The sequence below is a fragment of the Roseovarius maritimus genome (assembly GCF_043355895.2).
In the GTDB taxonomy this organism is placed as follows: domain Bacteria; phylum Pseudomonadota; class Alphaproteobacteria; order Rhodobacterales; family Rhodobacteraceae; genus Roseovarius; species Roseovarius maritimus.
This window is the reverse complement of sequence record NZ_JBHFPF020000005.1, coordinates 137,709-163,150: the sequence shown is the minus strand read 5'-3', so window position 1 is coordinate 163,150 and position 25,442 is coordinate 137,709. Positions and strand designations below refer to the sequence as shown.

General features: G+C 63.1%; 26 protein-coding genes. 8 read left to right on the top strand and 18 right to left on the bottom strand.

The window, feature by feature from the left end; all coding sequences use genetic code 11:
* Positions 1–119: 119 nt before the first annotated feature.
* Complete coding sequence (gene secA, locus ACEWPM_RS11660; protein ID WP_393962283.1) at positions 120–2,840, bottom strand: preprotein translocase subunit SecA; 2,721 nt, start codon at positions 2,838–2,840, stop codon at positions 120–122.
* Between the two features lie 194 nt (positions 2,841–3,034).
* Between secA and ACEWPM_RS11655 the strand changes: the two genes are divergently transcribed.
* From ACEWPM_RS11655 to ACEWPM_RS11645, 3 genes are read left to right on the top strand one after another with little or no spacing between them, the layout of a single operon-like run.
* Entirely contained in the window at positions 3,035–3,895 is an 861-nt protein-coding gene (locus ACEWPM_RS11655) for a peptidylprolyl isomerase (protein ID WP_393962284.1), read from the top strand.
* Positions 3,896–3,901: 6 nt separating this feature from the next.
* Positions 3,902–5,131 (top strand): bifunctional glutamate N-acetyltransferase/amino-acid acetyltransferase ArgJ, encoded by a 1,230-nt coding sequence (gene argJ / locus ACEWPM_RS11650; protein ID WP_393962285.1) that lies wholly within the window; start codon positions 3,902–3,904, stop codon positions 5,129–5,131.
* Positions 5,128–5,526, top strand: coding sequence for a (deoxy)nucleoside triphosphate pyrophosphohydrolase (locus tag ACEWPM_RS11645; protein ID WP_393962286.1), 399 nt, complete (start codon positions 5,128–5,130; stop codon positions 5,524–5,526). Before argJ ends, ACEWPM_RS11645 begins: the two co-directional genes overlap by 4 nt.
* Before the next feature lie 60 nt (positions 5,527–5,586).
* Here the strand turns inward: ACEWPM_RS11645 and infB are convergent, their stop codons facing one another.
* The 5 genes from infB to pip form a co-directional block, all read right to left on the bottom strand.
* A complete protein-coding gene (infB, locus tag ACEWPM_RS11640) occupies positions 5,587–8,079 on the bottom strand; it encodes a translation initiation factor IF-2 (protein WP_393962287.1) in 2,493 nt (830 codons plus the stop codon).
* Positions 8,076–8,708 (bottom strand): RNA-binding protein, encoded by a 633-nt coding sequence (locus ACEWPM_RS11635; RefSeq protein ID WP_393962288.1) that lies wholly within the window; start codon positions 8,706–8,708, stop codon positions 8,076–8,078. Before ACEWPM_RS11635 ends, infB begins: the two co-directional genes overlap by 4 nt.
* 23 nt (positions 8,709–8,731) lie before the next feature.
* The gene (gene nusA, locus ACEWPM_RS11630; protein ID WP_393962289.1) at positions 8,732–10,351 is read right to left on the bottom strand and encodes a transcription termination factor NusA; all 1,620 of its coding nucleotides are present in this window, start codon (positions 10,349–10,351) and stop codon (positions 8,732–8,734) included.
* Between the two features lie 5 nt (positions 10,352–10,356).
* Complete coding sequence (rimP, locus tag ACEWPM_RS11625; protein ID WP_393962290.1) at positions 10,357–10,932, bottom strand: ribosome maturation factor RimP; 576 nt, start codon at positions 10,930–10,932, stop codon at positions 10,357–10,359.
* A 167-nt stretch (positions 10,933–11,099) separates the two neighbouring features.
* Positions 11,100–12,071, bottom strand: a complete 972-nt coding sequence (pip, locus tag ACEWPM_RS11620; RefSeq protein ID WP_393962291.1) for a prolyl aminopeptidase — start codon at positions 12,069–12,071, stop codon at positions 11,100–11,102.
* Between the two features lie 80 nt (positions 12,072–12,151).
* Here pip and ubiG point away from each other — a divergent pair, with 80 nt between their 5' ends.
* Entirely contained in the window at positions 12,152–12,898 is a 747-nt protein-coding gene (ubiG, locus tag ACEWPM_RS11615) for a bifunctional 2-polyprenyl-6-hydroxyphenol methylase/3-demethylubiquinol 3-O-methyltransferase UbiG (protein ID WP_393962292.1), read from the top strand.
* On the opposite strand, the gene ACEWPM_RS11610 is transcribed toward ubiG, so the two are convergent.
* Genes ACEWPM_RS11610 through ACEWPM_RS11595 form a run of 4 tightly spaced genes read right to left on the bottom strand, consistent with a single transcriptional unit; the run spans position 12,895 to position 15,199 of the window.
* Positions 12,895–13,341: a MarR family winged helix-turn-helix transcriptional regulator gene (locus tag ACEWPM_RS11610; RefSeq protein ID WP_393962293.1), complete on the bottom strand. Its 447-nt coding sequence runs from the start codon at positions 13,339–13,341 to the stop codon at positions 12,895–12,897. The two genes, ubiG and ACEWPM_RS11610, sit on opposite strands and share 4 nt — an antisense overlap.
* Positions 13,341–14,171, bottom strand: coding sequence for a carbon-nitrogen hydrolase family protein (locus tag ACEWPM_RS11605; RefSeq protein WP_393962294.1), 831 nt, complete (start codon positions 14,169–14,171; stop codon positions 13,341–13,343). The genes ACEWPM_RS11610 and ACEWPM_RS11605 overlap by 1 nt, the downstream gene beginning before the upstream one ends.
* Entirely contained in the window at positions 14,168–14,425 is a 258-nt protein-coding gene (gene grxC / locus ACEWPM_RS11600; protein ID WP_393962295.1) for a glutaredoxin 3, read from the bottom strand. The genes ACEWPM_RS11605 and grxC overlap by 4 nt, the downstream gene beginning before the upstream one ends.
* A 36-nt stretch (positions 14,426–14,461) precedes the next feature.
* Positions 14,462–15,199: a double zinc ribbon domain-containing protein gene (locus tag ACEWPM_RS11595; protein ID WP_393962296.1), complete on the bottom strand. Its 738-nt coding sequence runs from the start codon at positions 15,197–15,199 to the stop codon at positions 14,462–14,464.
* 35 nt (positions 15,200–15,234) lie between these two features.
* Between ACEWPM_RS11595 and ACEWPM_RS11590 the strand changes: the two genes are divergently transcribed.
* Positions 15,235–16,053 carry a methyltransferase domain-containing protein gene (locus ACEWPM_RS11590; RefSeq protein WP_393962297.1) on the top strand — a complete coding sequence of 273 codons (819 nt, stop codon included), beginning with the start codon at positions 15,235–15,237 and terminating at the stop codon, positions 16,051–16,053.
* Positions 16,054–16,124: 71 nt separating this feature from the next.
* Positions 16,125–17,198, top strand: coding sequence for a ferrochelatase (gene hemH, locus ACEWPM_RS11585; RefSeq protein ID WP_393962298.1), 1,074 nt, complete (start codon positions 16,125–16,127; stop codon positions 17,196–17,198).
* 96 nt (positions 17,199–17,294) lie between these two features.
* Here the strand turns inward: hemH and ACEWPM_RS11580 are convergent, their stop codons facing one another.
* Both ACEWPM_RS11580 and ACEWPM_RS11575 read right to left on the bottom strand, forming a co-directional pair.
* Positions 17,295–17,483, bottom strand: coding sequence for a hypothetical protein (locus ACEWPM_RS11580; RefSeq protein WP_393933275.1), 189 nt, complete (start codon positions 17,481–17,483; stop codon positions 17,295–17,297).
* A gap of 144 nt (positions 17,484–17,627) precedes the next feature.
* A complete protein-coding gene (locus ACEWPM_RS11575) occupies positions 17,628–18,221 on the bottom strand; it encodes a L,D-transpeptidase (protein ID WP_393962299.1) in 594 nt (197 codons plus the stop codon).
* A gap of 173 nt (positions 18,222–18,394) precedes the next feature.
* Here ACEWPM_RS11575 and dalA point away from each other — a divergent pair, with 173 nt between their 5' ends.
* Positions 18,395–18,910, top strand: coding sequence for a divisome-associated lipoprotein DalA (gene dalA, locus ACEWPM_RS11570; protein ID WP_393962300.1), 516 nt, complete (start codon positions 18,395–18,397; stop codon positions 18,908–18,910).
* 106 nt (positions 18,911–19,016) lie between these two features.
* Here the strand turns inward: dalA and ACEWPM_RS11565 are convergent, their stop codons facing one another.
* The 5 genes from ACEWPM_RS11565 to hslO form a co-directional block, all read right to left on the bottom strand.
* Positions 19,017–19,514, bottom strand: coding sequence for a L,D-transpeptidase family protein (locus tag ACEWPM_RS11565; protein WP_393962301.1), 498 nt, complete (start codon positions 19,512–19,514; stop codon positions 19,017–19,019).
* 77 nt (positions 19,515–19,591) lie between these two features.
* The gene (locus tag ACEWPM_RS11560) at positions 19,592–20,806 is read right to left on the bottom strand and encodes a class I SAM-dependent RNA methyltransferase (protein WP_393962302.1); all 1,215 of its coding nucleotides are present in this window, start codon (positions 20,804–20,806) and stop codon (positions 19,592–19,594) included.
* Positions 20,803–21,957 carry a CCA tRNA nucleotidyltransferase gene (locus ACEWPM_RS11555; protein ID WP_393962303.1) on the bottom strand — a complete coding sequence of 385 codons (1,155 nt, stop codon included), beginning with the start codon at positions 21,955–21,957 and terminating at the stop codon, positions 20,803–20,805. Before ACEWPM_RS11555 ends, ACEWPM_RS11560 begins: the two co-directional genes overlap by 4 nt.
* Positions 21,954–22,559 (bottom strand): CoA pyrophosphatase, encoded by a 606-nt coding sequence (locus ACEWPM_RS11550; protein WP_393962304.1) that lies wholly within the window; start codon positions 22,557–22,559, stop codon positions 21,954–21,956. The genes ACEWPM_RS11555 and ACEWPM_RS11550 overlap by 4 nt, the downstream gene beginning before the upstream one ends.
* Positions 22,556–23,566 (bottom strand): Hsp33 family molecular chaperone HslO, encoded by a 1,011-nt coding sequence (hslO, locus tag ACEWPM_RS11545; protein ID WP_393962305.1) that lies wholly within the window; start codon positions 23,564–23,566, stop codon positions 22,556–22,558. Before hslO ends, ACEWPM_RS11550 begins: the two co-directional genes overlap by 4 nt.
* Before the next feature lie 82 nt (positions 23,567–23,648).
* Between hslO and ACEWPM_RS11540 the strand changes: the two genes are divergently transcribed.
* A complete protein-coding gene (locus ACEWPM_RS11540; RefSeq protein ID WP_393962306.1) occupies positions 23,649–24,092 on the top strand; it encodes an NUDIX domain-containing protein in 444 nt (147 codons plus the stop codon).
* On the opposite strand, the gene ACEWPM_RS11535 is transcribed toward ACEWPM_RS11540, so the two are convergent.
* Positions 24,067–25,350: a PP2C family protein-serine/threonine phosphatase gene (locus tag ACEWPM_RS11535; RefSeq protein ID WP_393962307.1), complete on the bottom strand. Its 1,284-nt coding sequence runs from the start codon at positions 25,348–25,350 to the stop codon at positions 24,067–24,069. The genes ACEWPM_RS11540 and ACEWPM_RS11535 overlap by 26 nt on opposite strands.
* Between the last annotated feature and the right edge of the window lie 92 nt (positions 25,351–25,442).

The window sequence follows — 25,442 nt, the reverse complement described above, 5'->3', positions numbered from 1 at the left end:
CCGCACGCCTGTAAGATCAGGTCATGCAAGGTGGGTACCTGCCGAAAAGGGCGCGCATGTGGCATAGGCGCGGAGTCATTCGGGCCGTCATGTGGCGGCCCGATGGTCTAATCTTCAGCTCACCCGATGCGTCCGTGGCAATGTTTGAACTTTTCACCGGACCCGCAAGGGCAGGCCGTGTTGCGCCCCGGATTGCCCCAAGTGGCGGGATCGTTCTCGTCGAATCCCTCGCGCGCGGCCTCGGAAGGGCGCTGGGCAGTGTCGCGGCCATCCTCCTGCGGTGTCGCCGCATCGGTTTGCGCCTTGAGCGCATTACGCTCGTCGATCATCTTTTTCAGCATCGCTTGCTGATCGGCCTCGGATACCGGCTGCACCTGACCCAGTTTCTGGGTCACGTCCTGACGCAGGCTGTCCAGCATGGATTCGAACAGACTAAACGCCTCATTCTTGTACTCGTTCAGCGGATCGCGCTGCGCATAGCCGCGAAAGCCGACGACGCTGCGCAGATGTTCCAGCGTCAGAAGATGCTCGCGCCACTTGGCATCGATGGTCTGCAGCAGGAGCTGCTTTTCAACCATACGCATGTTGCCCGCCCCGAAGGCGACGGCCTTTTTCGCCATCATCTCGTTCGCGTGCTTCTCGATGCGCTCGCTGATATCCTCGTCGTCGACGCCTTCCTCATCGGCCCATGCCTGCACCGGCAGGTCCATGTTCAGCTGCTCAACGATGGCGGCGTGCAGACCCTCCATATCCCACTGGTCAGCATAGGTCTTGGGCGGCATGTATTGATCGACCAGATCGTCGATCACCTCGCCGCGCATGTCCTTGATGATCTCGCTCAGGTCATCGGCGCGCATGATGTCGAGCCGCTGCTTGAAAATCACCTTGCGCTGCTCGTTCATCACATCATCGAACTTGAGCAGTTGCTTGCGGATGTCGAAGTTGCGCCCCTCGACCTTGGCCTGCGCGCGCTCGAGCGATTTGTTCACCCACGGGTGGATGATCGCCTCATCCTCTTTCATGCCGAGACCGGACAGCACCTTTTCCAGACGCTCGGACCCGAAGATGCGCATCAGGTCATCATCCAGCGACAGGAAGAACGAGGATTGCCCCGGATCGCCCTGACGGCCCGAGCGGCCGCGCAGCTGGTTGTCGATGCGGCGGCTCTCGTGCCGCTCGGTCGCGAGGACAAAGAGGCCACCGGCATCCTTGACCGCCTGCTCTTCGGCCTTGTGGCCTTCTTCGATACGGGCGCGGATCTCGGCGGGGTCGCCCTCGGGATCGGCGTGGATCGCCTCCATGATCTTGAGATCGATGTTACCGCCCAATTTGATATCGGTGCCGCGGCCAGCCATGTTGGTCGCGATGGTCACGGCGCCCAGCTTGCCTGCATCGCCAACGATCTGGGCCTCTTTCTCATGCTGGCGCGCGTTGAGCACGTTGTGCTCGATCCCCGCGTCGGTCAGCATCTGGCTGATCATCTCGGACTTCTCGATAGAGGTTGTGCCGACCAACGTCGGTTGGCCTTTCTCGTTGGCTTCCTTGATCTCCTCGACCACGGCCTTGTATTTCTCGGCGGTGGTTCGGAACACTGCATCGTCCTTGTCGATGCGCGCAATGGGCCGGTTTGTGGGCACGGCCACCACGCCAAGGCCATAGATCTCGGCAAATTCATCGGCTTCGGTCATCGCGGTGCCGGTCATACCCGACAGCTTGTCATAGAGACGGAAATAGTTTTGGAACGTCACCTGCGCCAGCGTCACGTTTTCAGGCTGGATATCGGCGCCCTCCTTGGCCTCGATGGCCTGGTGCAGGCCGTCCGACAGGCGGCGGCCCGCCATCATGCGCCCGGTGAATTCATCGATCAGCACGATCTCATTGTTGCGAACGATGTAGTCCTTGTCCTTCTGGAACAGCTTGTGCGCGCGCAGGCCCTGATTGACGTGATGCACGATGGTCGTGCTCTCAGGATCGTAAAGCGACTGGTCCTCAGGCAGAATGCCGCGCTCGACCAGCAGGGTTTCCAGAAACTCGTTGCCCTCATCGGTGAAGGTTACGCCGCGCGTCTTTTCATCGACCTTGTAGTGATCTTCTGCCAGTTCCGGGATCAGCTTGTCGATGGCGATATAGAGATCGCTGCGGTCCTGCGCGGGCCCCGAGATGATGAGGGGTGTGCGCGCCTCGTCGATCAGGATGCTGTCGACCTCGTCCACGATGGCGTAGTGATGGCCGCGTTGGCTCATCTGGGTCAGCTCGGATTTCATGTTGTCGCGCAGATAGTCGAAACCCAGCTCGTTATTGGTCGCATAGGTCACGTCGCAGGCATAAGCGCGCTGCTTTTCGTCCTCGGGCTGCTGCGGATAAACAACACCGGTGGTCATACCGAGGGCGGAAAAGACCGCGCTCATCCACTCGGCGTCCCGCTTGGCGAGGTAGTCGTTGACGGTAACGATATGCACGCCCTTGCCGGTCAGCGCGTTGAGATAGGCCGGAAAGGTCGCGACCAGCGTCTTGCCCTCGCCGGTCTTCATCTCGGAAATGTTACCCTGATGCAGGAAAATTCCGCCCATCAGCTGCACATCGAAAGCCCTCAGACCCAAGGCACGGCGCGCGGCCTCGCGGCAGTTGGCAAAGGCTTCGGGCAGAAGCGCATCAAGGCTCTCGCCGCCCTGCAGGCGCGTGCGCAGATCGTCCGTCTTGGCGATGATGCCGGCATCGTCCAGCGCCTCGATCTCGGGCTCCAGCGCGTTGATCTTGGCGACCAAGGGGCGCGTCGCCTTGACCTTGCGGTCATTGGGCGTGCCGAAAACCTTACGGGCGACCGTTCCTAAACCCAGCATGTGCAATCCGTTCCAGTATTGTGATTTCTTCGTGTTCGGCAATGCCTTGTCCCGTTTCCATTGCACCCCTATCTCGGGAGGGGTATCAGCGGGATATGCCTTTATTCAAAGGCGATGTAAGCGCCTGCTGGCTTAGTGTCAACGTCGCGCACCCAGCGCGGCATCTGCCGACGACAACTGTGAAGGAACGTTCAATGCTCGACCGTATCAAACCGATTGCCACCTGCGCCATGCTGATGGGGGCACTCGGCGCTGCGCCGGTCCTGGCCCAAGACGACGCGCCCAGCGCGGATACCGTCGTTGCCACTGTGGATGGCACCGATATCACCCTTGGTCACATGCTGATCCTGCGTGCGGGGCTGCCCGAGCAGTTTCAGCAGGTGCCGGCCGATGTCCTCTTTCCCGGCATCCTCGACCAGCTGATCCAGCAGACGCTGCTGTCGGACGCGCATGAGGGGGATCTGCCTCGCCGCGCCGCGCTGGCTTTGGAAAACGAGCGCCGTGCGCTGATCGCCGCCGAAGAGATGGCCGCGATTTCCGAGGCCGCCGTCACCGATGAGGCCATCCAGACCTATTTCGACGAAAACTACACCGGCGGGGATCCCGTCACCGAATACAACGCCGCGCATATCCTCGTCGAGACCGAGGAAGAGGCGCAGGCGTTGGTCGAGGAGGCCCGCGGTGGCGCCGATTTTGCCGCCTTGGCCGAAGAGCATTCGACCGGCCCGTCCGGCCCGTCCGGCGGCGCGCTGGGCTGGTTCAGCGAAGGCATGATGGTCGAGCCGTTCCAGACCGCCGTCGAGGGCATGGAAGCGGACAGCATCAGCGATCCGGTTCAAACCCAGTTTGGCTGGCACGTGATCAAGCTGGTCGAGACCCGCGCCAAGGATGCCCCCGATTTGGAACAGGTGCGCCCCGAGATTGTCGACGCCCTGCGCCAGCAGGCGATCGAACAGAAGGTCACCGAGCTGCAGAAGGGTAGCGAGATTGACCGGAACGCGGGCGATGAGATGGATCCCGCCGTGCTAAATCAGATGAACCTTCTGGAAGAGTAAACACACGTGGCCAAGATCACCTCCGTCTCGCCGCTGGCGCCCGCCGCTTTCCCGGACCTTCCCGTGATCGAGGGGGTTCGGTTTGCCAGTATTGCCGCCGGTGTGCGCTATCAGGGGCGCACCGACGTGATGCTGGCGCATCTGGCGCCGGGCAGCACGGTGGCGGGGGTGTTTACCCGCTCGGCCACGCGGTCAGCCCCGGTGCTGGACTGCCAGGCCAAGATCGGGCGTAGCGGAGATGAGGGCGCGGCAATCATCGTGAACTCGGGAAATTCCAATGCCTTTACCGGCGCGCGCGGAGTAGAATCGGTGCGCGCCGTGACCGGTGCCGTTGCCGATACGCTCAACCTGCCTGCGCACCGTGTCTTTTCCTCCTCGACCGGCGTGATCGGCGAGCCGATGAAGCACGAGCGGATCACCGCCGTGCTGGGCGATCTGAAATCGGCACTGCGCGAGGATGGCATTGCCGATGCCGCCCGCGCGATCATGACAACTGACACCTTCCCCAAGGGTTCGGCCACCGAGGTGGATGTGGGCGGCAAGACCGTGCGCATCGCCGGCATCGCCAAGGGCTCGGGCATGATCGAGCCTGACATGGGCACGATGCTGGTCTATATCTTTACCGATGCCGCAGTGCCGCAGCCCGTGCTGCAATCCATGGTATCGGCCCTGAACCGCACCACCTTCAACTGCATTACCGTCGACAGCGACACCTCGACTTCGGACACGCTGCTGGTCGGCGCGACGGGCGCCTCGGGCGCAGATATTACCGAGCATTCCATCGGTTTCATGGAAGGGCTGCGCCGCGTCATGCTGGATCTTGCGAAGCAGGTCGTGCGCGACGGCGAAGGCGCGACCAAGCTGGTTGAGATTTCCGTCACCGGCGCGGCCAGCGATGCCGATGCGCATCGGCACGCCAAATCCATCGCCAATTCGCCGCTGGTGAAAACCGCCATCGCGGGCGAGGACCCCAACTGGGGCCGCGTGGTGATGGCCGTGGGCAAATCCGGCGCGCGCGCGGATCGCGATACGCTCTCCATCTGGTTCGGCGATATCAAGGTGGCCGAAAACGGCTGGGTCAGCCCCGACTATGACGAGGACCGCGCCGCCGCCTACATGAAGGCGCAGGATCTGATCATCCATGTCGATCTGGGCCTTGGTGGCGGCTGCGCTCGCGTCTGGACCTGCGATCTGACGCATGGCTATATCGACATCAACGCCGACTACCGCTCGTGAAGGTCATTCTGGTTTCGGCGGTGGCGCTGATCGACGTCGATGGCCGCGTGCTGCTGGCTCAGCGACCCGAAGGCAAATCAATGGCAGGCCTCTGGGAATTTCCGGGGGGCAAAGTCGAGCCGGGCGAAACGCCAGAGGCGGCGCTGATCCGCGAGTTGCACGAAGAGCTGGGCATCGACACCTGGGCCAGCTGCCTTGCGCCGCTGACCTTTGCCAGCCATAGCTACGACGATTTCCACCTGCTCATGCCCCTATTTGCCTGCCGGAAATGGGACGGAATCGTGCAGGGGCGCGAAGGGCAGGCGCTGAAATGGGCGCGGCCAAACCAGCTGCGCGATTACCCCATGCCGCCGGCCGATATTCCACTGATCCCGATCCTGCGCGACTGGCTGTAGGTCTGGCACAGAAAAAGGGCGCCCCGAGGGGCACCCTTCTCAATTTCTATCAGGTCTAGATCAGTCCAGCGTGCGCGTGATCTCTTCGCGCTCGAAGATCTCGATGACATCGTCGGGGCGGATATCTTCGTATTTCTCGAAGGCCATACCGCATTCCTGACCCGACTGAACCTCGGCCACTTCGTCCTTGAAGCGCTTGAGCGTTTTCAGCGTGCCTTCATGGATCACGACATCGTCGCGCAAGAGGCGCACACCGGCCGAGCGACGGGCGATGCCCTCAGTGACCAGGCAGCCCGCAACCTTGCCGACGCCCGTGACCTTGAAGACTTCCTTGATCTTGGCGTAGCCGATGAACTTCTCGCGGATCTCCGCACCCAGAAGGCCCGAGGCCGCCGCCTTGATGTCATCCACGAGGTCGTAGATCACCGAATAATACCGGATCTCGACGCCCTTCTGGTTCGCGCTCTGACGAGCAGGCGCATTGGCCCGGACGTTGAAGCCGATGACCGGCGCGCCTGACGCTTCGGCAAGGCCGATATCGCTCTCGGTGATGGCGCCGACGCCCGAATGCAGTACACGCACGCGCACCTCTTCGTTGCCGATCTTCTCCATCGCCTGAACGATGGCCTCGGCCGAGCCCTGAACGTCCGCCTTAACGAGAATCGGCAGCTCGGCCACGTTTTCGTTCTGCTTGGCCTGCGCCATCATCTGGTCCAGCGTGACCGCAGCACCGGCTGCAGCGCGCTTCTCCTTGGCGGCGTTGGCGCGGTATTCCGCGATCTCACGGGCCTGCGCCTCGGTGTCGACGACGTTCAGGACATCGCCGGCCTCAGGCGTGCCATTGAGGCCCAGAACCTCGACCGGGACGGACGGACCCGCCTCATTCACGCGGTCGCCATGATCGTTGATCAGCGCACGAACCTTGCCGTACTGCTCGCCCACGACAAATATGTCGCCCCGGCGTAGCGTGCCCTTCTGCACCAGAACAGTTGCAACGGGTCCACGGCCCACATCCAGCTGCGCCTCGATCACGGCACCTTCGGCGGCGCGGTTCGGGTTCGACTTCAGCTCCAGGATTTCGGCCTGCAGCGCGATTGCTTCCAGAAGCTCGTCCAAGCCCTTGCCGCTCTTGGCGCTGACCTCGACGTCCTGCACATCACCCGACATCGCCTCGACGACGACCTCGTGCTGCAGAAGATCGGTGCGCACCTTTTGCGGGTTCGCCTCGGGCTTGTCGACCTTGTTGATCGCGATGATCATCGGGACCTTGGCGGCCTTGGCGTGGTTGATCGCCTCGATGGTCTGCGGCATGACCGCATCATCGGCTGCTACAACCAGAACGACGATATCCGTCACCTGCGCGCCGCGGGCCCGCATCGACGTAAACGCGGCGTGGCCGGGCGTATCGAGGAAGGTCAGCAGCGACCCGCTATCTGTCTTGACCTGATATGCGCCGATATGCTGCGTGATGCCGCCGGCCTCGCCGGACTGCACCTTGGCATCGCGGATCGCATCCAGAAGCGACGTCTTGCCGTGGTCGACATGGCCCATGATCGTGACGACCGGGGGACGCTGCTTCATGTCCTCGTCCTTGTCCTCGACCTTGGCAATCACGTCCTCCACGTCGGCGTCCGAGACACGGACGACGCGGTGGCCGAATTCCTCGACGATGAGCTCGGCAGTGTCGGCGTCAATCGCCTGATTCTGCGTCACCATCATATCATTCTGCATCAGCGCCTTGACCACGTCACCGACACGCTCGGCCATACGCTGAGCCAGCTCGGCCACAACGATGGTTTCCGGTAGTTGGACATCGCGAATGATCTTTTCACGTTCCTGGCTACCGCCCATCGCCTTCTGACGGGCGCGCTCCTGCTTGCGTTTCATCGCGGCCATGGACTTCTGGCGGCCGCCTTCGCCGCCAGACAGTGCCTGGTTCAGCGTCAGCTTGCCCGAGCGACGATTGTCGTCGCCCATGCCCTTGCCCTTGGCGGGACGCTTCTGCTCGCTATCGCGATCCTGGGTCTTGCGGGGGGCCGAAGACGGGGCCGCGCCGCGCGGTGCGGCACGCGCGCCCTCGGGCTCTGCGGCCGGGGCGGCTGCAGCCTGCTTGGCCGCGTCTGCGGCTGCTCGGCGCTGGCGCTCGTCCTCTTCTTCCTTGGCCTTGAGCGCCTCAACGCGCTCCTGCTCTTCGCGCTCCTTGGCCTCAGCCTCTTCGCGGCGGCGCTGGCGTTCTTCCTCGCGCTCTTTCTCTTCGGCCTCGCGGCGCGCGGCATCTTCGCCCTCACGCGCCTTGGCAGCCTGAAGCGCCTTCATGCGGCGCTCCATCTCGGCATCCGAGATGCCTGCGGGACGTTTGGACGGATCACCAATGGGCGCGGGTTTGCCAGCACCCGCCACGTTGCCTGCGCCCGGCTTGGGCACGACGACACGCTTGCGCTTGGTCTCCACCACGACGTTCTTGGTCCGGCCATGGCTGAAGCTCTGCTTCACGCTGCCCCCACGGGGACCGCCACGAACACCCAATGTCTTCTTTCCGTCGTTGTCGCTCATCTGGTCTTCTTTCCTTTCCGATGGCCGTTGCCATCGTCCGAAACGCGCAGGCCTTTCAGCCTTGCCGCTTCCTCTACAACACGTTGCGTCAAACCGCCAGCAGACAGTGCCGCATGGATCGTAGTTTGCCGCCCAAAGGCCTGTCCCAGCTCATCGGCGGTCAGCCAACCGATGAAAGAGCCGAAATGCGGCGTGCTGAGCTTTGACTTTCCACGCTCCGAGCCGTCGCTGGCCTGTATCAGTACTTCGGCCTCTTCCTTATCGAGGCTTCCCTTGACCTTCTCGTAGCCCGAAACGGCCTTGCCGCCCTTACGTGCAAGGCTGATCAAATTGACCACCCGCTGCGCCAACAGTTTTTCGACCCAATCGGACAGTCCCTCAGGCACAGTGACCGGCTGTTTGGCGGCGCGGGCAAAAAGGCCCTTCTTCGCCGCCTTGTCGATCGCGGCGCGATCCGCTGACACCCAGATGCCGCGCCCCGGCAGTTTTTCCATCAGATCCGGAGCCAACTGGCCCTCGGGGCCAATGACAAAACGGATCAGACCGTGTTTCGGTTGCACCTCGCCCGTGGCGATGCATTTACGCTCTGGACCGTCTTCGCGGTCTTTGGGCGCTCCGCCGCGTCCCATCAGGTGCACTCCGAGGCCTGCGATCAGGCCTCGGCCTCCTCGTCAGTTGCGTCGTCGGCGCTGTCTTCCGCGCCGTCTTCCAGTTCCGTCGGATCGACCCAGCCCAGAAGGACGCGCGCGGTCATCACCATATCCTGCGCTTCTTCCAACGAGACGTCAAAGGGTTCAAGCAGGCCATCGTCCTTGATGCGCTCGCCGTCCTGAACCGTCCAGCCGCCGGCCAGTTCCCAATCGGCGCAGGTTGCGAAATCTTCCAGCGTCTTGACGCCATCCTCGGCCAACGCCAGTACCATTTGGGGTGTCAGGCCCTCAAATTCAACCAGGCTGTCCTCGACACCCAATTCCCGCGCCTTGTCCAACGCCTCCTTGGCTTTCGCCTCAAGGATGTCGCGGGCGCGTGCCTGAAGCTCGCCTGCCGTATCCTCGTCGACGCCGTCGATCACCAGCAACTCGTCCAGCTCGACATAGGCGACCTCTTCGAGGTTGGTGAAACCTTCGGAAACCAGAAGCTGGGCAAAGAACTCGTCCAGATCGAGATTGTCCATAAAGAGCTTGGTGCGCTCCTCGAATTCCTTCTGGCGGCGCTCACTATCCTCGGCCTCGGTCATGATGTCGATATCGAGACCGGTCAGCTGGCTGGCCAGACGCACGTTCTGGCCGCGGCGGCCAATGGCAAGGCTCAGCTGATCCTCGGGCACGACAACGTCGATCTTGCCGGCTTCCTCATCGAGAACCACCTTCGAGACCTCGGCGGGCTGAAGCGCGTTGACAAGGAAAGTCGGCTGGTCGTCATTCCACGGAATGATGTCGATCTTCTCGCCCTGAAGCTCGTTCACCACGGCCTGAACGCGGCTGCCGCGCATACCGACGCAGGCGCCGACCGGATCGATCGAGTTGTCATAGGAGATGACTGCGATCTTGGCGCGGCTGCCGGGATCGCGGGCGACGGCCTTGATCTCGATGATACCATCGTAGATCTCGGGCACTTCCATCTTGAAGAGCTCGGCCATGAATTCGGGCGCGGTGCGCGACAGGAAGATTTGCGGACCGCGCTGTTCGCGGCGCACGTCCTTGATGTAGCAACGGATGCGGTCATTGGGGCGATACGCCTCGCGGCCGATCTTTTCATTGCGGCGCAGGATTGCCTCGCCGCGGCCCACATCGACGATGACGTTGCCATATTCCTCGCGCTTGACCAGACCATTGATGATGGTCCCGGCGCGGTCCTTGAATTCCTCGAACTGGCGGTCACGCTCGGCTTCGCGGACCTTCTGCAGGATCACCTGCTTGGCCGATTGCGCGGCGATGCGGCCCATCTCGACCGGCGGGACCTCCTCGATGAACTCGTCGCCCACCTTGGGATCGTCCAGGTATTGCCTGGCCTGCTCGACGGTGAACTCGGCCTGATAATTCTCGACGGCGTCATCCTCGACCACGGTGCGCACGCGGGTGAAGGTCGCGCGGCCCGTCTTGCGGTCGATGCTGACGCGGATGTCCATCTCGGCGCCGTATCGCGATTTGGCCGCGCGGCTGAGCGATTCTTCCATCGCCTCGACCACCAGACCGGGGTCGATCATCTTTTCGCGGGCGACAGCCTCGGCGGTCTGCAACAGCTCCAGCTGGTTTGCGGATGTGATTGCCATGGATTTCAGTCCTCCTCAGAACCGGTATCAGTCTGGATTTCGTCAAAATCGGTTTCGTTGATACTGCCCGCTGCCTTGCGCTGACGCAGCATTTCCTTGATCAGCTCATCGGTCAGGACCAGCTTGGCATCGGCCAGCCAGTCGAATTCAAGGCCGATGGTGCCCTCTTCCACGTTGATCAGCACCTCGGTGCCCTCGACGCCGGCCAGAACACCCTTGAAGCGTTTGCGCCCGTCGATCAGCTCGTTCGTCTCGATCTTGGCCTCGTAGCCCTCAAATGCCTCGAAATCCTTGAGCCGAGTCAGGGGCCGGTCGATGCCGGGACTGCTGACTTCGAGCGTGTAAGGATCGGTCAGCGGATCTTCGACATCCAGCGTGGCGCTGACGGCGGTCGAGACCTTGGCGCATTCATCCACCTCGATGCCGCCCTCGGGGCGGTCGACCATGATCTGCAGCGTATGATACTTGCCGCCCATCAGACGCACGCGCACCAACTCCAGCCCCAGATCCTCGATCACCGGGGTGATGATCTCGGCCATGCGGCGGTCGATGGCGGCTTTGGCGATAAGGTCGTTGTTCATAGGTCTCGGGTCAGTCTCGTTCAGGATCGTAAAGCACAAAAAAACGGGCGCGCGGCCCGTTGAATTATCCGGTGGGTTACTTCGGTTTGGACCCGAAGAGCGCCGCTGTTGAGCGTGATATAGCGAGGGGCGCGCCGGGATGCAAGGGCCATGACCGGTGCCGGCGATCAGCCCCGCTTCTGCACATCCATGACGCGGACCAGCTCAGCGCTGATGCCCGGCTCTGACAGGGCGTGACCGGCGACCGGGATCATGTGCAACTGGCACCCTTTCCACGCATGGGACAGCGCGTGGGCCGTGGCTGGCGGGCAGATCATGTCATAGCGGCCCTGCACGATTGTGCCGGGCACCTCGGCCAGACGGTCGATATTGGCCATGATCCAGCCGTCATGTTCGAGAAATCCGGCATTGATGAAATAGTGATTCTCGAGCCGGGCAAAGGCGCGGGCGTATTCGGCGGGGCTGTCGCCTCCCATCCCTGAGGAGCGCACCGTAGCCAGCGCGTTTTCCCAGCCGCTCCAGGCCTTGGCATGTAGGACCTCCGTGTGATGATCGCCGGAAAAGAGGCGTTTGTGATAGGCGGCGATCATATCGCCGCGCTCGCCTTCGGGAATCAGCGCCTCGAAGCGGGACCATGGCTCGGGCCAGAAGCGTCCGGCACCGCCGCCATAGAACCAGTCAAGCTCCCCTTGCGTCATGGTAAAGATCCCGCGCAGCACCAGATGCCGGCAGCGCGTGGGGTGAGTGATTCCGTAGATCAAGGCCAGCGTTGCCCCCCAGCTGCCGCCAAAAACCACCCAATGATCGATGCCCAGCGTCTCGCGGATCAGCTCGATATCATCCACCAGATGCCAAGTCGTGTTGTCCTCGACCGACGCGTGCGGCTTGGACCGGCCACATCCGCGCTGGTCGAAGAGGATGATCCGGTACGTTTTGGGATCGAAATAGCGGCGCATCGCAGGGCTGCATCCCCCGCCGGGGCCACCGTGAAATACGATGACGGGAACACCATCTCGCTTGCCGGATTGCTCGACATAGACCTCGTGACCATCACCCACGTCCAGCATCCGGCGGTCAAATGGCTCGACCGGTGGATAGAGATACTGGACTGCGCCCTTTGGTCCCGAGATTTTATCCATGGCCGCCCTATGTTATGTGCTGCGGGCAACAGCCATCAACGGTGTGCCACCCAGCACACCTGAACACAGGGGAATGCGGAATGCAAAGGGCAGCATCCACGATAGACGATGCCGAAGTCGCCAAGTTTCAGGCGATGGCCGAGGAATGGTGGGATCCCACCGGCAAGTTCAAGCCTCTGCACATGATGAACCCCTGCCGCCTCGACTATATCACGCAGCAAATAGCGGCCGAGTTCGAGCGCGATTTGAGCGGTGACGCGCCGTTCAAGGGGTTGCGCATCCTCGATATTGGCTGCGGCGGTGGCCTCTTGGCCGAGCCGATGGCGCGTCTGGGCGCAGACGTGGTCGGCGCCGATGCGGCCGAGCGCAACATTCCCGTCGCGCGCCTTCATGCCGAGCAGTCGGGCCTTGAGATCGACTATCGCCACACCAGCGCCGAGGCGATGGCCGAGGCGGGCGAGCAGTTCGATGCCGTGCTGAATATGGAAGTGGTCGAGCATGTCGCCGATCCGCTGGCCTATCTGACCGCCTGCCATGACCTGCTAAGGCCGGGCGGACTGCAGATCTGCTCGACCCTCAACCGCAATCCGAAAAGCTACATGATGGCGATCATCGGCGCCGAGCACGTGATGCGCTGGCTACCAAAAGGCACACATGACTGGGCGAAATTCATCACGCCGGATGAGCTTTACGAGCTGTTGCGCAAGGCGGGGCTGGAGCCGGTGGATCGTAAGGGGTTCGTCTTCAATCCAATCAGCTGGAAATGGTCGATCTCGGACCGGGATCTGAGCGTGAATTACGTCACGGCCAGCCGCAGGCCCGCCTAGTTTCCCGGCTCAAGCCGTGCGCGCAGGCTGCGCAGCACTGGCAGCGCGGCGCGCACCTGGTCCTCGCCCAACTCGGCCACAACCTCGGAGATCAGCGGCGTGATCGAGGCGACGGCCGCATCGCGCGCGGTGCGGCCTACCGGGCTGATCGACACCAGTTTGCGCCGCGCATCATCCCAATCGGGCCGGATATGGACGTATCCGGCCCATTCCAGCTTGTGCAATGTGTTGGTCATCGCGCCGCGCGTGACGTGAAAGCTTTTGGCCAGTTCCGCCGGGCTGCGCTCGACCCCTGCCCGCGCCAGATGGTTCAGCACCGAAAAATGCGAGACCTCCATGCCCTTGGGCAACACGCGGCTCAACTGATTGCGGATCAGCTGATCATTGGTCAGGATCTCGCTGAAGAGCGCGACGGCCAAGGCATTGGTGGGCGTGTCTTCCATCAGGGGCCGCCGAATTCGGGATCATGCATCAGCGCGGGAATGCGCTGACGCGCTTGTGCCACCTCGGCCATGTCCAGATCAACGTAAATCACCGCGGTGCCATCGCCGCCATCGGCCAGAACCTCGCCCCAGGGCGCGACGGCAAGGCTGTGCCCATAGGTCTGGCGCGGCTTGCCTTCGGTCGCGGGATGCGTGCCGGCCTGCGCGGGGGCAAGGATGTAGGCGCCCGTCTCGATCGCGCGGGCGCGCAGAAGGGTATGCCAATGGGCGGCACCGGTAACGGGCGAGAACGCCGAGGGCACGGTCAGGATCTGCGCGCCCTTCTGGGCGAGGTTGCGGTAGAGATGCGGGAAGCGGATATCGTAGCAGATGGTCATCCCGACAGCGGCAAAGGGCGTCTGCGCCAGAACCGCGCGTTTGCCGGGGCGATAGCCAGCCGATTCGCGATAACTTTCGCTGTCGCTGATGGTCACGTCGAACATGTGGATCTTGTCATAGCGCGCCGCGATGGTGCCGTCCGTTGCGATCAGGAACGAGCGGTTGGCAAAGCGGCCGTCCGCGTCCCCCGTCCTGAGCGCGAGCGAGCCGATCAGCAGCCAGATGCCCCGACGCGCGGCCACGTCTCGCAGCGCGGCGAGGGTGATGTCATCGCCTTGCAGCGCCAGAACCTCGTTCTGCCGCGTGCGGCTGGACGACACGCAATTCGTCACCTCCGGCGTCAGGACAAATTCGGCCCCGCCCTCTGCCGCCTCTTCGATCAGCGGCAGCGTCTGGCGGAGATTCGCGGCCGGATCATCGCTGCTGCACAGCTGGATCAGCGCGGCCCTCATGCCGCCAGCAGCGCGTCCAGCTTGCCCGCCCGCTCCAGCGCGAAAAGCTCGTCGCACCCGCCGACATGAACCTCGCCCACGAAAATCTGCGGAACGGTGCGCCCGCCATTGGCGCGCTGCATCATCTCAGCCCGGCGCTCGGGCTGACGGGCGATGTCGATTTCGGAAAAATTGACGCCCTTCTGGGACAAAAGACGCTTGGCCGCAGTGCAAAAACCGCAAAGCGGGGAGGTATAGATTTCGACGGGGGCCATGCGGGCAATCCTTGTATCCGGTGTTTGCCCGTGAATTTAGGCATCCTTGGCCGCACGCGCCAGTACCAGAATATCAACGCCCGCCGCACCTGCGGCAAGGCAGGCCTCGGTCGCCGCCGACAGGGTCGCGCCCGAGGTCATCACATCATCCACCAGCAAAACGTGCCGCCCGGCCAGCCGGTGGCGCCTCTTGGGATGGACGCGGATTGTCCCCTCCATCGTGGCAAAGCGCGCATCGCGACCCATTCCGCCCAGCGAGGGCGTCGCACGCGGGCGGATCAACAGATCGGGGCAGACCGGGCGATCCACCTCCCGCGCAACTGCGCGGGCAAGGAGGGCAGACTGGTTATAGCGCCGTTTCAGCAGGCGCAGCCAATGCAGTGGAACGGGCGCCAGCAATGTATCGAGCCGCAAGAGAGGCTTCACCGCGCGCGCCATCCAGACCGCCGCCGGCCCCGCCATGTCATGCCTATCACCATGTTTCAGCTTCAGCACCATTCGGCGGCCATTGCCGTCATAGACCAGCGCCGCGCGCCCGGCCCCCCAGGGGCGCGGCACGCGCAGGCAGTCGTCGCAAATCAGCAGATCCCCCGGCGCATCCGGCCCGGCCAGCAGGGGCACGCCGCATGAATTGCAGGTCTGCCCCGCGATGAAAGGCGTATCGCGCCAACAGGGGCCGCAAAGGCCAAAGTCGCTATCCACCAGATCGCCGCAAAAGGTGCAGCGCGCCGGGTAGATCAGCCGGATCGCGGATTGAAACCGGGCTGCCTTCATCTATATGTCGCCCACATGACCAAGGCTGCTCCCCTATGACGACGCCCCTGACAGACCGCGCGGCCCTCTCGCGCCAGCGCGCCCGCGCAGAGACGCGCGGCGCCGCGATGTTCTTGCATGATGCGGCCATCGCGGAGGTGCAGGATCGTCTGGAAATGGTTAACAAATCATTTACCGCGCCCGCCATCGTGACGGGCTGGCCCGGTGCCTGGCGGGATGCCGTGGAGGGCGCGACCATCGTGCCGGATGACGAGACCCTCGCGCTGGAAGAAGGCGCGCATGATCTGGTCATCCACGCGATGTCGCTGCACTGGGCCAATGATCCGGTTGGCCAGCTGATCCAATCGCGCCGCGCGCTGCGCCCCGATGGTCTCTTTCTGGGAATCATGCCGGGCGGCACGACGCTGCATCAACTTCGCGCCAGCCTTGCGCAAGCCGAGGCCGAGGTGTCGGGCGGCCTGTCGCCCCGCGTCCTGCCCACAGGCGAGGTGCGCGAATTGGGCGGTCTGCTGCAACGGGCGGGTATGACGCTGCCGGTCGTTGACAGTGTGCCGCTTACTGCCAGCTATGCCAGCCTCACTGCCCTGATGCATGATCTGCGCGCGATGGGCGAGGTGAACGCGATGCAGGCGCGGCCGCGGCATTTTGCCCGGCGCGCCCTTTTTGATCGGGCGGCGCAGATCTATGCCGAGAGCTTCGGCACCGAGGATGGCCGGATCGCCGCCACCTATGATCTGATCTGTCTTACCGGCTGGTCGCCAGACGCCTCGCAACCCCAGCCGCTGCGCCCCGGCTCGGCCAAGACGCGGCTGGCCGATGCACTCGGCACCGATGAGACGCCTTTGCGCGATTGACCCCCGCGCGGTTTCGCTTATGTCCGGTGGACAGCAAGCGCCACGCGCATCAGCCAAAGGACCACGAACCCATGACAGAGCCTGCCAAGGATGCAACCCGCCCCGTTCACGCGCCCAAGGATCACCCCAAGGTGCCGCGCGAAAAGACCGGGATCCTTCTGGCCAATCTGGGCACGCCGGACAATTACGACTACTGGTCGATGCGCCGCTACCTGAACGAGTTCCTGTCCGACCGCCGCGTCATCGACTATTCGCCTTGGAAATGGCAGCCGCTACTCCAGCTGATCATCCTGACCAGACGGCCGTTCACCAGCGGCGCGGCCTACAAGTCCATCTGGAACGAGGACAAGGGCGAAAGCCCCCTCATGACCATCACGCGCGATCAGACGGACGCGCTGCGCAGCGCGCTGACGGCCGAATACGGCGATGATGTCATGGTCGATTTCTGCATGCGCTACGGCAATCCGTCAACCGAGTCCAAGGTGCGCGAGATGACCGAGGCCGGGTGCACCCGCATCGTCTTCTTCCCGCTTTACCCGCAATATGCAGGGGCAACCTCGGCGACGGCGAACGACCAGTTCTTCCGTGCTTTGATGAAGGAAACGCGCCAGCCCGCCGCGCGCACCGTGCAGCCCTATTTCGACCACCCCGAGTATATCGACGCGCTCGCCCGCTCGGTCGAGGAGGCTTATGCCGGCGAGGCCGATCCCGAGATCCTCGTCGTGTCCTATCATGGCATGCCCAAGCGCTACCTGATGCAGGGCGATCCGTATCATTGCCAGTGCCAGAAAACGACGCGCCTGCTGAAGGAACGGCTGGGCTGGGACGACAGCCGGATCACCACGACATTCCAGTCAGTGTTTGGGCCTGAAGAATGGCTGAAGCCCTATACGGTCGAAGAGGTCGCGCGCCTCGCGAAGGAAGACGGCAAGAAGCGCATCGCCGTCATCGCCCCGGCGTTCTCCGCCGATTGCATCGAAACGCTGGAAGAAATCAACGAAGAGATCCGCGAAAGCTTTGAGCATGCGGGTGGCGAGGAATTCACCTATATCCCCTGCCTCAATGACGGCCCCGCACATATTGAGGCGCTGACCAATGTCATCCGCGAAAATCTGCAAGGCTGGGTCAGGCACGGCGCAAGCTGAACGGAAAAAGCGCCGGACCCTGCGGTCCGACGCCTCTTTAGTCTGAAATCAGACTGGCTGCATTTGCGCGGCTCGTAATACAGCCGCCCGAAATGCTTAGTCGGCTGCGATCACAGCTGCGACGATCGCCAGCAGAACCAGCGGGACCCACACGCCAGCGGCGGACGAGCTTGCATTGGTTTCTTCGACGATGACCGGAGCTTCCATGACGGGGGGCTCCATGTTGCCAGCGAAGCCAGCGGATGCAGCAGCGGACAGAGCGGCGGCCAGAACGAGTTTCTTCATAGTATCCTCCAGAAATTAGCGTGTCGTCGCACCTCGCGACGGCAGGCACCCAAGACGTTTACCTCGTGTCAACTCTCAAACCAGCAAATTTCCGTGATTGCAATTGAACTCGCTGCACAGGTGCGACCTTGCGCCCTGATATTGTCAAATTAGCAACACCTGCGTACCCACTTTGGCCAGCGAGAAAAGCTCGGCAATGTGCTGATTATAAAGGCCGATACAACCGCTGGAGGATTTGCGGCCGATCTTGCGCGTGTCATGTGTGCCGTGGATGCGATAGTATTTCCACCCCAGATAAAGCGCATGTGTTCCCAGCGGATTGTCGGGGCCCGGCGGCACGTAGCGCGGCCAGTCGGGATTGCGCCGGAGCATGTTGGCGGTCGGGCTCCAGCTGGGGCCCTCGACCTTGCGGATGACATTGGTGCGTCCGCGCCGGGTCAGATCCTCGGATAGCGGAATCGACGAGGGGTAGAGCTTGTAGGTCCGGCCATCCGCGCCCCAGAAATGCAGCGCGCGCGAATCGATATCCACCAATATCGCGCCGTTTCGCAAGGATTTGAAGTAAGGCTGCCACGTCAGTGATCGAAAGCTGGATATGTTGCGGCGCACGCTTGAGGTTATGGGCTGCTCCATCTCGATCGTGCCGATGTTCTGCGCCAGCGCAGGCGCCCCGATCACCGCAGCGGCGCCCGACAAAAAGCTACGTCTGTTCAATGGCTTGAATGAATTATGGGTCATGGTAGCCTCCCCGGCGAACGGATTGCATGGATGGGCAGGGAGCATATGGCGCGAAAGTCGCAGTCGCAATTCAAACAATAGCCCTCGGCGAAGTTCCCCTCATGTGGGTTTGAATCGCAACGCCCGCGGCTGTAGGGAGTATCGAAACAATCAATCTGGATGGTCCCCTGCCCATGTCGCGCATTCTGGTACTCCTCTTCTCCGCCCTGCTTGCCCTCAGCGCATGCGCCCCGCCGCCATCCCAGCCGCAAATCGGGGCCGACGGCAAACCGCTTCCGAAGGTATATCGCATCGGCTTCGGCGATACCTCTGCCATCCAGTACCGTATGCTGGATTCGATCAATGCCCTGCGCAGCGCCGCCGGTCGTCAGCCGGTGCAGCTGAACGCCCAGCTAAACGCCGCCGCGGCAACCCATTCGCGGGATATGTCGGTGCAGAACCGGCCGTGGCATTTCGGATCGGACGGCTCCTCGCCCATCGAGCGGGTCGAGCGCGTCGGCTTCACCGGTGGCCTCGTCGGCGAGGCGATCTCCGAAACCTACGAGACCGAGCTCGAGACTTTGGCCGCCTGGATGGAAGAGCCGGGCACACGTAGTGTCATCCTGTCGCCCAAGGCCAACAACATGGGCTTTTCCTGGCTTCAGGAAAGCGGCGGCAAAATCTGGTGGACACTGGTGATGGGCGGCTGAGTCTTTCAAAACCCGATATTCGACAAGCAAAGCGCCGGAGCAGTGAAACTGCCCGGCACTTTCATCATTCCGGAAAAGCTCAGCCCGGCTCGACGCCGAGCACCGCTCAGGGATGGAGAGTGATCGGCGTGCCATCCTCGACCATCGCGTAGATCCATTCTATTTCCTTATTGGTGACGGCAATGCACCCGGCGGTCCAATCCGGCCCCTTGCGGCCCCGGAACCCGTTCGGTTGGCCATGAATGAAGATATCGCCACCCGGGCTCTTCTCTCTGGCGCGCGCCTGCGCCCGGTCGAAGGCGTTGGGATAGGAGATACCGATCGACAAGTGGAACTTGCTGTTGGGATTGCGCCGGTCGATCAGGTAGGTGCCCTCGGGCGTGCGCCCGTCGCCTTCTTCGTACTTATGACCCGATGGGGCAAAGCCCAGATCGAAATCATAAGCTTCCAACACCCGGTCATGGTGCAACAGATACATCTTGCGCTCGGTCTTCTTGACCAAGACATGCGTGACCTCGGGACCATTATACGTCTTGAACTTTGATCCACAGGCCGAGAGGCCCACAACCATCAGCGCAACAGCCAGAAATTTCCAGATTCTCATTTGCCCTACTCGATTTGTTTTTCGCCTTAATAACCCGAAATCAGGCCTTCGAGATAGAGAAAAAAGGTTACCAACGCCTAAATCCGTGTCAGCTGTGCCACCAATTCGACATGACTGGACCAGCGAAACTGATCGACCACGCGCAGATGATCCAGCTTGTATCCCGCCGCGACGGCGGCGGCCGCGTCGCGTGCGAATGTCACGGGATTGCACGACACATAGGCAATGCGTGGCAGGTTTGCCGCGATCAGCTCGGCCATCTGCGCCTCGGCCCCGGCGCGGGGCGGATCGATGACCGCGCCGTCATAGCGTTTCAATTCGTCCGGCAGCAGCGGGCGGCGGAAGAGGTCCCGTGTCTCGACGCTGACCTGTTTCAGACCTGTCGCCTTGCGCCATCCGGCATCGAGCGCCTCGGTCATGCCTGCATCACCTTCGACCGCGTGAACCCGCGCGCCATCTGCCAGCGGTAGCGCGAAGGTGCCGCAGCCCGCAAAGAGATCGACGACATGCCCCGCGCCGTCCAGCGCCGCGCGTACATCGGCCAAAAGCGCGGCCTCGCCCTCGGCGGTGGCCTGTAGGAATGCACCGGGCGGAGGCGTCACCTCCGCCGCGCCAAAGCGTTGCATCGGCAAGCGGCGCGTCGCGATCACCTCGCCATCCCAAGCGAGGCGGGCGAGGTCATGCGCTTCGGCCAGCTGCGCCAGAAGGATGCGCAGCGGCCCATCGAGGGGCTTGCCATTCACCACGTTCACATCCAACCCGGCCTGAGACAGGCAGGCGGCCACATCCAGCGCACCCTTGCGGCTGGCCGCGTTCAGCGCCAGCGCCTCGGCCACCGGAATGGCGCGGATCAGGTCGGGATGCAGCAGTCGGCAATCGGGGATTTCCACGATCACATCCGACGCGCGGCCATGAAAACCCGCCATCGCCCCCCTCTTGGTGCGCCGCGCCGAGAGGGTGGCCCGCCGCCGCGCCTGTGCGGGCGAGGTGGCAATGGGCTGAAACGGCGCCTCGATCCGGTGCGCCGCGAGCGCGGTGCGCACCACATCCTCCTTGAAGGCCGCAACGAAGGCGTCATCGGCATGCTGCAACTGGCACCCTCCGCAGGCCTTGAAATGGCGGCAGGGAGGGGCAACACGGCGGTCACTGGGCGCCTCGATTCGGATATCGGTCAGGCGCTGGCCTTCCAGCGTGCCGGTCACACGCTCGCCCGGCAGGGTCATGGGGACAAAGATCGGGCCTGCGGCGATCCCGTCACCCTGATGCCCCAGCCGTTCGATCAGGTAGCTCATGCGTCTTTTCCCAATAAATCATTCCGGCTCAGTGCGAAGCCCGAGTCAATCCAGCGCGCCTCGAGGGTTTTCAGCCGCGCGCCCAAAGCCGCCCCCTGATAGCCGGGCATCAGATCGGCTGCACGCACCGGAAAGACCTGCCGCGCGCCCGACGCGGACGCCCGAAGCGCCCCGGCATCCAATGGCTGCTCCAGCAGCGCCGCGCGCAGCAGCAGGATATCGCGCGCCGCCTCGGCCCCGTGGCGGTATCCCAGAACCGCAGGCGCGCAGAGGTTGCCGATACCCTCGGCAAGCACATCCAGCCGGGCCACGTCCGCGTTGCTGAGCCGAAGCCGATCGCGCGAGTCGCTACCGCCCAGGGCGGCAAGGCGGCGCACCGGCTCGGGCGCGACTTGCACCTCGCCTTCCAGATGCACAAGGGGAGCAAGCGCACGGTGGTCCGCACCGGGCAGAACACGGCCCAGCGCGCCGACTTGCGCCATCGCGGCAACGGCGCGGGACGGATCGGGCGCCGCCAGCATGCGCATCATTTCGGCGCCGACACGCTCACGCGCCAGGTCGTCCAGCCCGTCCAGATGCCCGGCCACGGCGGCCAGACCTTCGGGGTCGATACCCCGGTTGCCGCCATATTGGGCGTAAAAGCGAAAGAACCGCAGGATGCGCAGGTAGTCTTCGCGAATGCGCTTTCCCGCATCCTCGATAAAGCGAACACGGCGCGCCAGCGTATCGGAGAGCCCGCCCAGCGGATCAATCACCACGCCGTCAGCGCCGGAATAAAGTGCGTTCATCGTGAAATCCCGGCGGCGTGCGTCCTGAAGGATATCGTCAGTAAAGGCGACCGTGGCGTGGCGGCCATCGGTCTCGACATCCCGGCGGAAGGTGGTGATTTCAAACGGCACCCCGCCTGCGACCAGCGTCACCGTGCCGTGATCCGCGCCCGTCGGAATAGCCTTCAACCCGGCGGCATCGGCCAGCTGCGCCATCTGCTGGGGCGTGGCATCTGTCGCCAGATCCAGATCGCCGATCGGCTCTCCCAACAGGGTATTACGCACCGCGCCGCCCACCAGATAGACTTGGTGACCGGCCTCGCGAAACGCGGCAAAAATCGCGGCCAGCGGCGCATCGTGGAGCCAGGGTGCATCAATCTTCATGTCCGTTCTGCCACGTCGGCCAGCGCGCGCAGCATCCGCGCAGTCGCGCCCCAGATGTAATAGGGGCCATATGGCACGGTGTAATAGCGCCGCATCGTCCCGCGCCAGTAGCGCGCCTCGATCCGGTACTGCGCGGATGCCAACACATGCTCCAAAGGCACGTCAAAGACCTCGGCAACCTCGCCGGCCTCCGGCACCGGCGAGAATGGCGACAGAACACGGCCGATTACCGGCGTCACAAGATAGCCGGTCACCGTCTCGTGCCGGGGCAGATGGCCCAGCACCTCGACATTCGCGGGGTCCAGCCCGATTTCCTCATGCGCCTCGCGCAGGGCAGCAGCGGTAACATCGCTGTCGCCCTCATCCTGCTTGCCACCCGGAAACGCGATCTGGCCCGGATGCTGCTTGAGCACGGAGGACCGCTGTGTCAGCAGCAGGCGCGCGCCTGTCGGGGTCATCACCAGCGGCGCCAGCACACCGGCGGGCCGCAGTTTGCGCCCCTCGGGCAGAACGGTGCCGGGGTTCAGGTCGAAATCTGACGTCGCCGCGCCGGGCCGGCCCAGCGCGCCGGCGATCCTTGCGATGACATCATGCCCGCTCATGCGCTGTCGTCGCCGCCCTTGCCACCCGTCGCCTCGAATCCCAGCGTGCCGGGATCCATCTCGTAATGGGCACCGCAAAACTGACAATCTGCAGTCACGAGGCCGGCCTCGGTGGTCATCGTTTCGATATCCTTGGCCGAGTAAATCGAAAGGCTCTGGCGCACGCGCTTTTCCGAGCAAGTGCAGCCAAAGCGGACCGGCTGCGCATCAAAAACGCGGGGCGCCTCTTCGTGGAACAGGCGCAGCAAAAGATCCGTCGGCGCGACGCTGGGGCCGATCAGCTCCAGCGCGTCGACAGTATCCAGCAGCACGTTGGCGCGGTTCCAATTCTCGCCTTCCAGACCGTCGGGAACCACATCGTCGGGCTGCAGCAGACCGCCATCGCCGGTGCCGCCCTCAGGCTGGGTCCTGAGCGGCGAGGCTTTGGGCATATGCTGCAGCATGACGCCCCCAGCGCGCCAATGCTCCTGTGTATCCGTCTCGGTCGAGCGGCCAAAGCTGAGCGCAAAGCGCGTCGGTATCTGCTCGGACTGCGCGAAATACGCCTCGGCGCAGGCGCGCAGGCTGCCGCCCGCCAGGGGCGTGATCCCCTGATAGGGCGTCGTGCCCTTACCCTGATCGATCATGATGGCGAAGTAGCCCCCGCCCACCTGCGCAAAGGGATCGGCCTCCGTCAGCCGGTCCGCATCATAGCTTGCGTAGGCGCGGATGCGCGCGGGTTCGCCCTCCGCTTGCGGGCCGTAGTAATCTGTGGCGATCATGCGCACCGGGCCGTTCGACTGCACCTGCAGGGACAGCTTCCAACGCAGCTTGATCGTCTGCCCGATCAGCGCGGTCAGCAGAGACATCTCGGCGACCAGCGCCTCGACGACAGGGGGGTAGTCATGTTGCTTGAGGATACCGTCAAGAACGCCGTCCAGTCGCGCGACGCGCCCCCGGATATTCGAATTGTCCAGTTGGAACGGCAAGACCGTGTCGTCCCAAGCGATTTTTTCACCGATGCTCATGGGGGTTTCCTTATGTGCCGGAGATTGGCATATCGCGAAGATATAGGAAGGGGCAACCCAGCGTCCAATAGGAGCGAGCCAGATGATACCCAGAGTGGGCCAGCCGCCGCAGCGAGGACGGTCCTACCGACTGCGCCACGGCGTCTATGCTATTCTGCCTATGGATGGCGGGCTCCTGGTGACGCTGCAACATGCGCCGGAAGCGGAACTGCAGCTGCCCGGCGGAGGGATCGATCCGGGCGAATCGCCGCTTCAGGCGCTTTACCGCGAAGTGGTCGAAGAGACAGGCTGGACTATTGCCGCGCCGCGCCGAGCTGGTGCCTTTCGCCGTTTCGTCTATATGCCGGAATACGACATGTGGGCCGAGAAGCTGTGCACGATCTACGTGGCCCGGCCCGTGCGTGCCCTCTGCGCCCCGACGGAGCCGGGGCATACAGCTTTACTGATTGACCCCGGCACTGCGGCGCGGGAGTTGGGCAACGAGGGTGACCGTATGTTCGTCAGGCGGTGGGCGTCGCTGGCTTGATCTCGAGCAAAATGGCTGAAACGTCGTCGGCAAACGTGTCGCTTCCGGTGAAATCGGCCAATTTCCAGATGAGCGCCTCGAGGCAGGAAAGCGCTTTGACGTCTTTCAGCTCGCCAAGCAATTCGGCCAACCCGGCATCATCGAGCAGCGTGTCATCGGGCGCGGCACATTCCGTCACGCCGTCCGAATGAATCATCAACCGGTCACCCGGGTATAACTGCACGGCAAAGTCCTGATACTCGGCGCCGGGGATCAGTCCAACGGGCAATCCGCCCTCGCCCACCATTTCGACACTGCCATCGGCACGCTGGATTGCGGGGTAGGGATGCCCCGCCTGCGCCATCACGACCCGCCCCGTCGCAAGATCGACATCTGCGAGGAGGAGCGTAAAATAATGCTCGGTATCAAGCTCGCTCAGGAAGAGATCATTGAGCGCGGCAATCGTCTCGGCGGGCGGGCGCGGCACATAACTGCCATCCGCCAGACGCCTTAGCGCGACATTCTGCTCGGGCGCGGCGCCCGACAGATACCCTGCCAGCCGCGCCGTCATCAGGGCCGAGCTGACACCATGCCCCGAGACGTCGATGCCATAGAGCCCGATGCGCGTCTCACTGACCGGAAACATCCCCACCAGATCACCGCCCACATGCCCGGATGAGCGCAGCATCATCGAGACTTCTGCCGTACCATAATCACGGTGACGGTCGCTGACCAGCGACTGCTGCAGCTTCTTGGCCTCCATCAGATCGGCATCCAGCGACGCATAGAGCGCCTGAAGCCTGTCCAACGTCGAATTGACGAGGCGGTTCTTCTCGGTCAGTTCACGCTCCATTTCGAGGATACGTTCACCGGCGGCAATGCGCGCGCGCAGCTCGCCCGCGTCGACCGGCTTGGTCAGGAAATCATCCGCACCAGCGTCCAGACCATGGGCGATTTCCGCCTTGTCAGATTTGGAGGTCAGAAGAATGAAATAGCCGTAGTTGTCCCGCGTCATCCGCCGGAATGCATCGCAGAATTCGACGCCGGACATGCCCGGCATCATCCAATCGCTCAGCACCAGATCGGGGGGCATATCCCGACACATCTCGAGTGCCTGATGACCGGATTCCGCCTCGGTTACAGCGAAGCCCCATTTCTTGAGGGACGCGGCCAAGATACGGCGCTGCAATCGGCTGTCATCCACAACCAGAACGCGCTGAATGGCGCGGGGCGAAACAGGGCCGTCCAGCCGGGCGGATAGGTGGGTGATCTGGGACAAAATAGTTCCCTCCGGACTCAATCCACCGAAATTAATACGCGTCCCGTTAACAGGCCGTGAACGCGCGCCCGATTGAAAACAAAAGGCCTCGG

Excerpts from the sequence above, each read along its gene's own strand:
- ACEWPM_RS11610 (WP_393962293.1), bottom strand. The coding sequence starts at position 13,341 with ATGGAAGACACGCCCACCAATGCCTTGGCCGTCGCGCTCTTCAGCGAG.
- ACEWPM_RS11560 (WP_393962302.1), bottom strand. The coding sequence starts at position 20,806 with ATGAGCTACCTGATCGAACGGCTGGGGCATCAGGGTGACGGGATCGCC.
- hemH (WP_393962298.1), top strand. The coding sequence starts at position 16,125 with ATGACAGAGCCTGCCAAGGATGCAACCCGCCCCGTTCACGCGCCCAAG.
- ACEWPM_RS11540 (WP_393962306.1), top strand. The coding sequence starts at position 23,649 with ATGATACCCAGAGTGGGCCAGCCGCCGCAGCGAGGACGGTCCTACCGA.
- ACEWPM_RS11595 (WP_393962296.1), bottom strand. The coding sequence starts at position 15,199 with ATGAAGGCAGCCCGGTTTCAATCCGCGATCCGGCTGATCTACCCGGCG.
- grxC (WP_393962295.1), bottom strand. The coding sequence starts at position 14,425 with ATGGCCCCCGTCGAAATCTATACCTCCCCGCTTTGCGGTTTTTGCACT.
- ACEWPM_RS11605 (WP_393962294.1), bottom strand. The coding sequence starts at position 14,171 with ATGAGGGCCGCGCTGATCCAGCTGTGCAGCAGCGATGATCCGGCCGCG.
- infB (WP_393962287.1), bottom strand. The coding sequence starts at position 8,079 with ATGAGCGACAACGACGGAAAGAAGACATTGGGTGTTCGTGGCGGTCCC.
- ACEWPM_RS11555 (WP_393962303.1), bottom strand. The coding sequence starts at position 21,957 with ATGAAGATTGATGCACCCTGGCTCCACGATGCGCCGCTGGCCGCGATT.
- ACEWPM_RS11655 (WP_393962284.1), top strand. The coding sequence starts at position 3,035 with ATGCTCGACCGTATCAAACCGATTGCCACCTGCGCCATGCTGATGGGG.
- ACEWPM_RS11575 (WP_393962299.1), bottom strand. The coding sequence starts at position 18,221 with ATGACCCATAATTCATTCAAGCCATTGAACAGACGTAGCTTTTTGTCG.
- ubiG (WP_393962292.1), top strand. The coding sequence starts at position 12,152 with ATGCAAAGGGCAGCATCCACGATAGACGATGCCGAAGTCGCCAAGTTT.
- hslO (WP_393962305.1), bottom strand. The coding sequence starts at position 23,566 with ATGAGCATCGGTGAAAAAATCGCTTGGGACGACACGGTCTTGCCGTTC.
- nusA (WP_393962289.1), bottom strand. The coding sequence starts at position 10,351 with ATGGCAATCACATCCGCAAACCAGCTGGAGCTGTTGCAGACCGCCGAG.
- secA (WP_393962283.1), bottom strand. The coding sequence starts at position 2,840 with ATGCTGGGTTTAGGAACGGTCGCCCGTAAGGTTTTCGGCACGCCCAAT.
- pip (WP_393962291.1), bottom strand. The coding sequence starts at position 12,071 with ATGGATAAAATCTCGGGACCAAAGGGCGCAGTCCAGTATCTCTATCCA.
- ACEWPM_RS11550 (WP_393962304.1), bottom strand. The coding sequence starts at position 22,559 with ATGAGCGGGCATGATGTCATCGCAAGGATCGCCGGCGCGCTGGGCCGG.
- ACEWPM_RS11635 (WP_393962288.1), bottom strand. The coding sequence starts at position 8,708 with ATGGGACGCGGCGGAGCGCCCAAAGACCGCGAAGACGGTCCAGAGCGT.
- dalA (WP_393962300.1), top strand. The coding sequence starts at position 18,395 with ATGTCGCGCATTCTGGTACTCCTCTTCTCCGCCCTGCTTGCCCTCAGC.
- ACEWPM_RS11580 (WP_393933275.1), bottom strand. The coding sequence starts at position 17,483 with ATGAAGAAACTCGTTCTGGCCGCCGCTCTGTCCGCTGCTGCATCCGCT.
- ACEWPM_RS11590 (WP_393962297.1), top strand. The coding sequence starts at position 15,235 with ATGACGACGCCCCTGACAGACCGCGCGGCCCTCTCGCGCCAGCGCGCC.
- rimP (WP_393962290.1), bottom strand. The coding sequence starts at position 10,932 with ATGAACAACGACCTTATCGCCAAAGCCGCCATCGACCGCCGCATGGCC.
- ACEWPM_RS11565 (WP_393962301.1), bottom strand. The coding sequence starts at position 19,514 with ATGAGAATCTGGAAATTTCTGGCTGTTGCGCTGATGGTTGTGGGCCTC.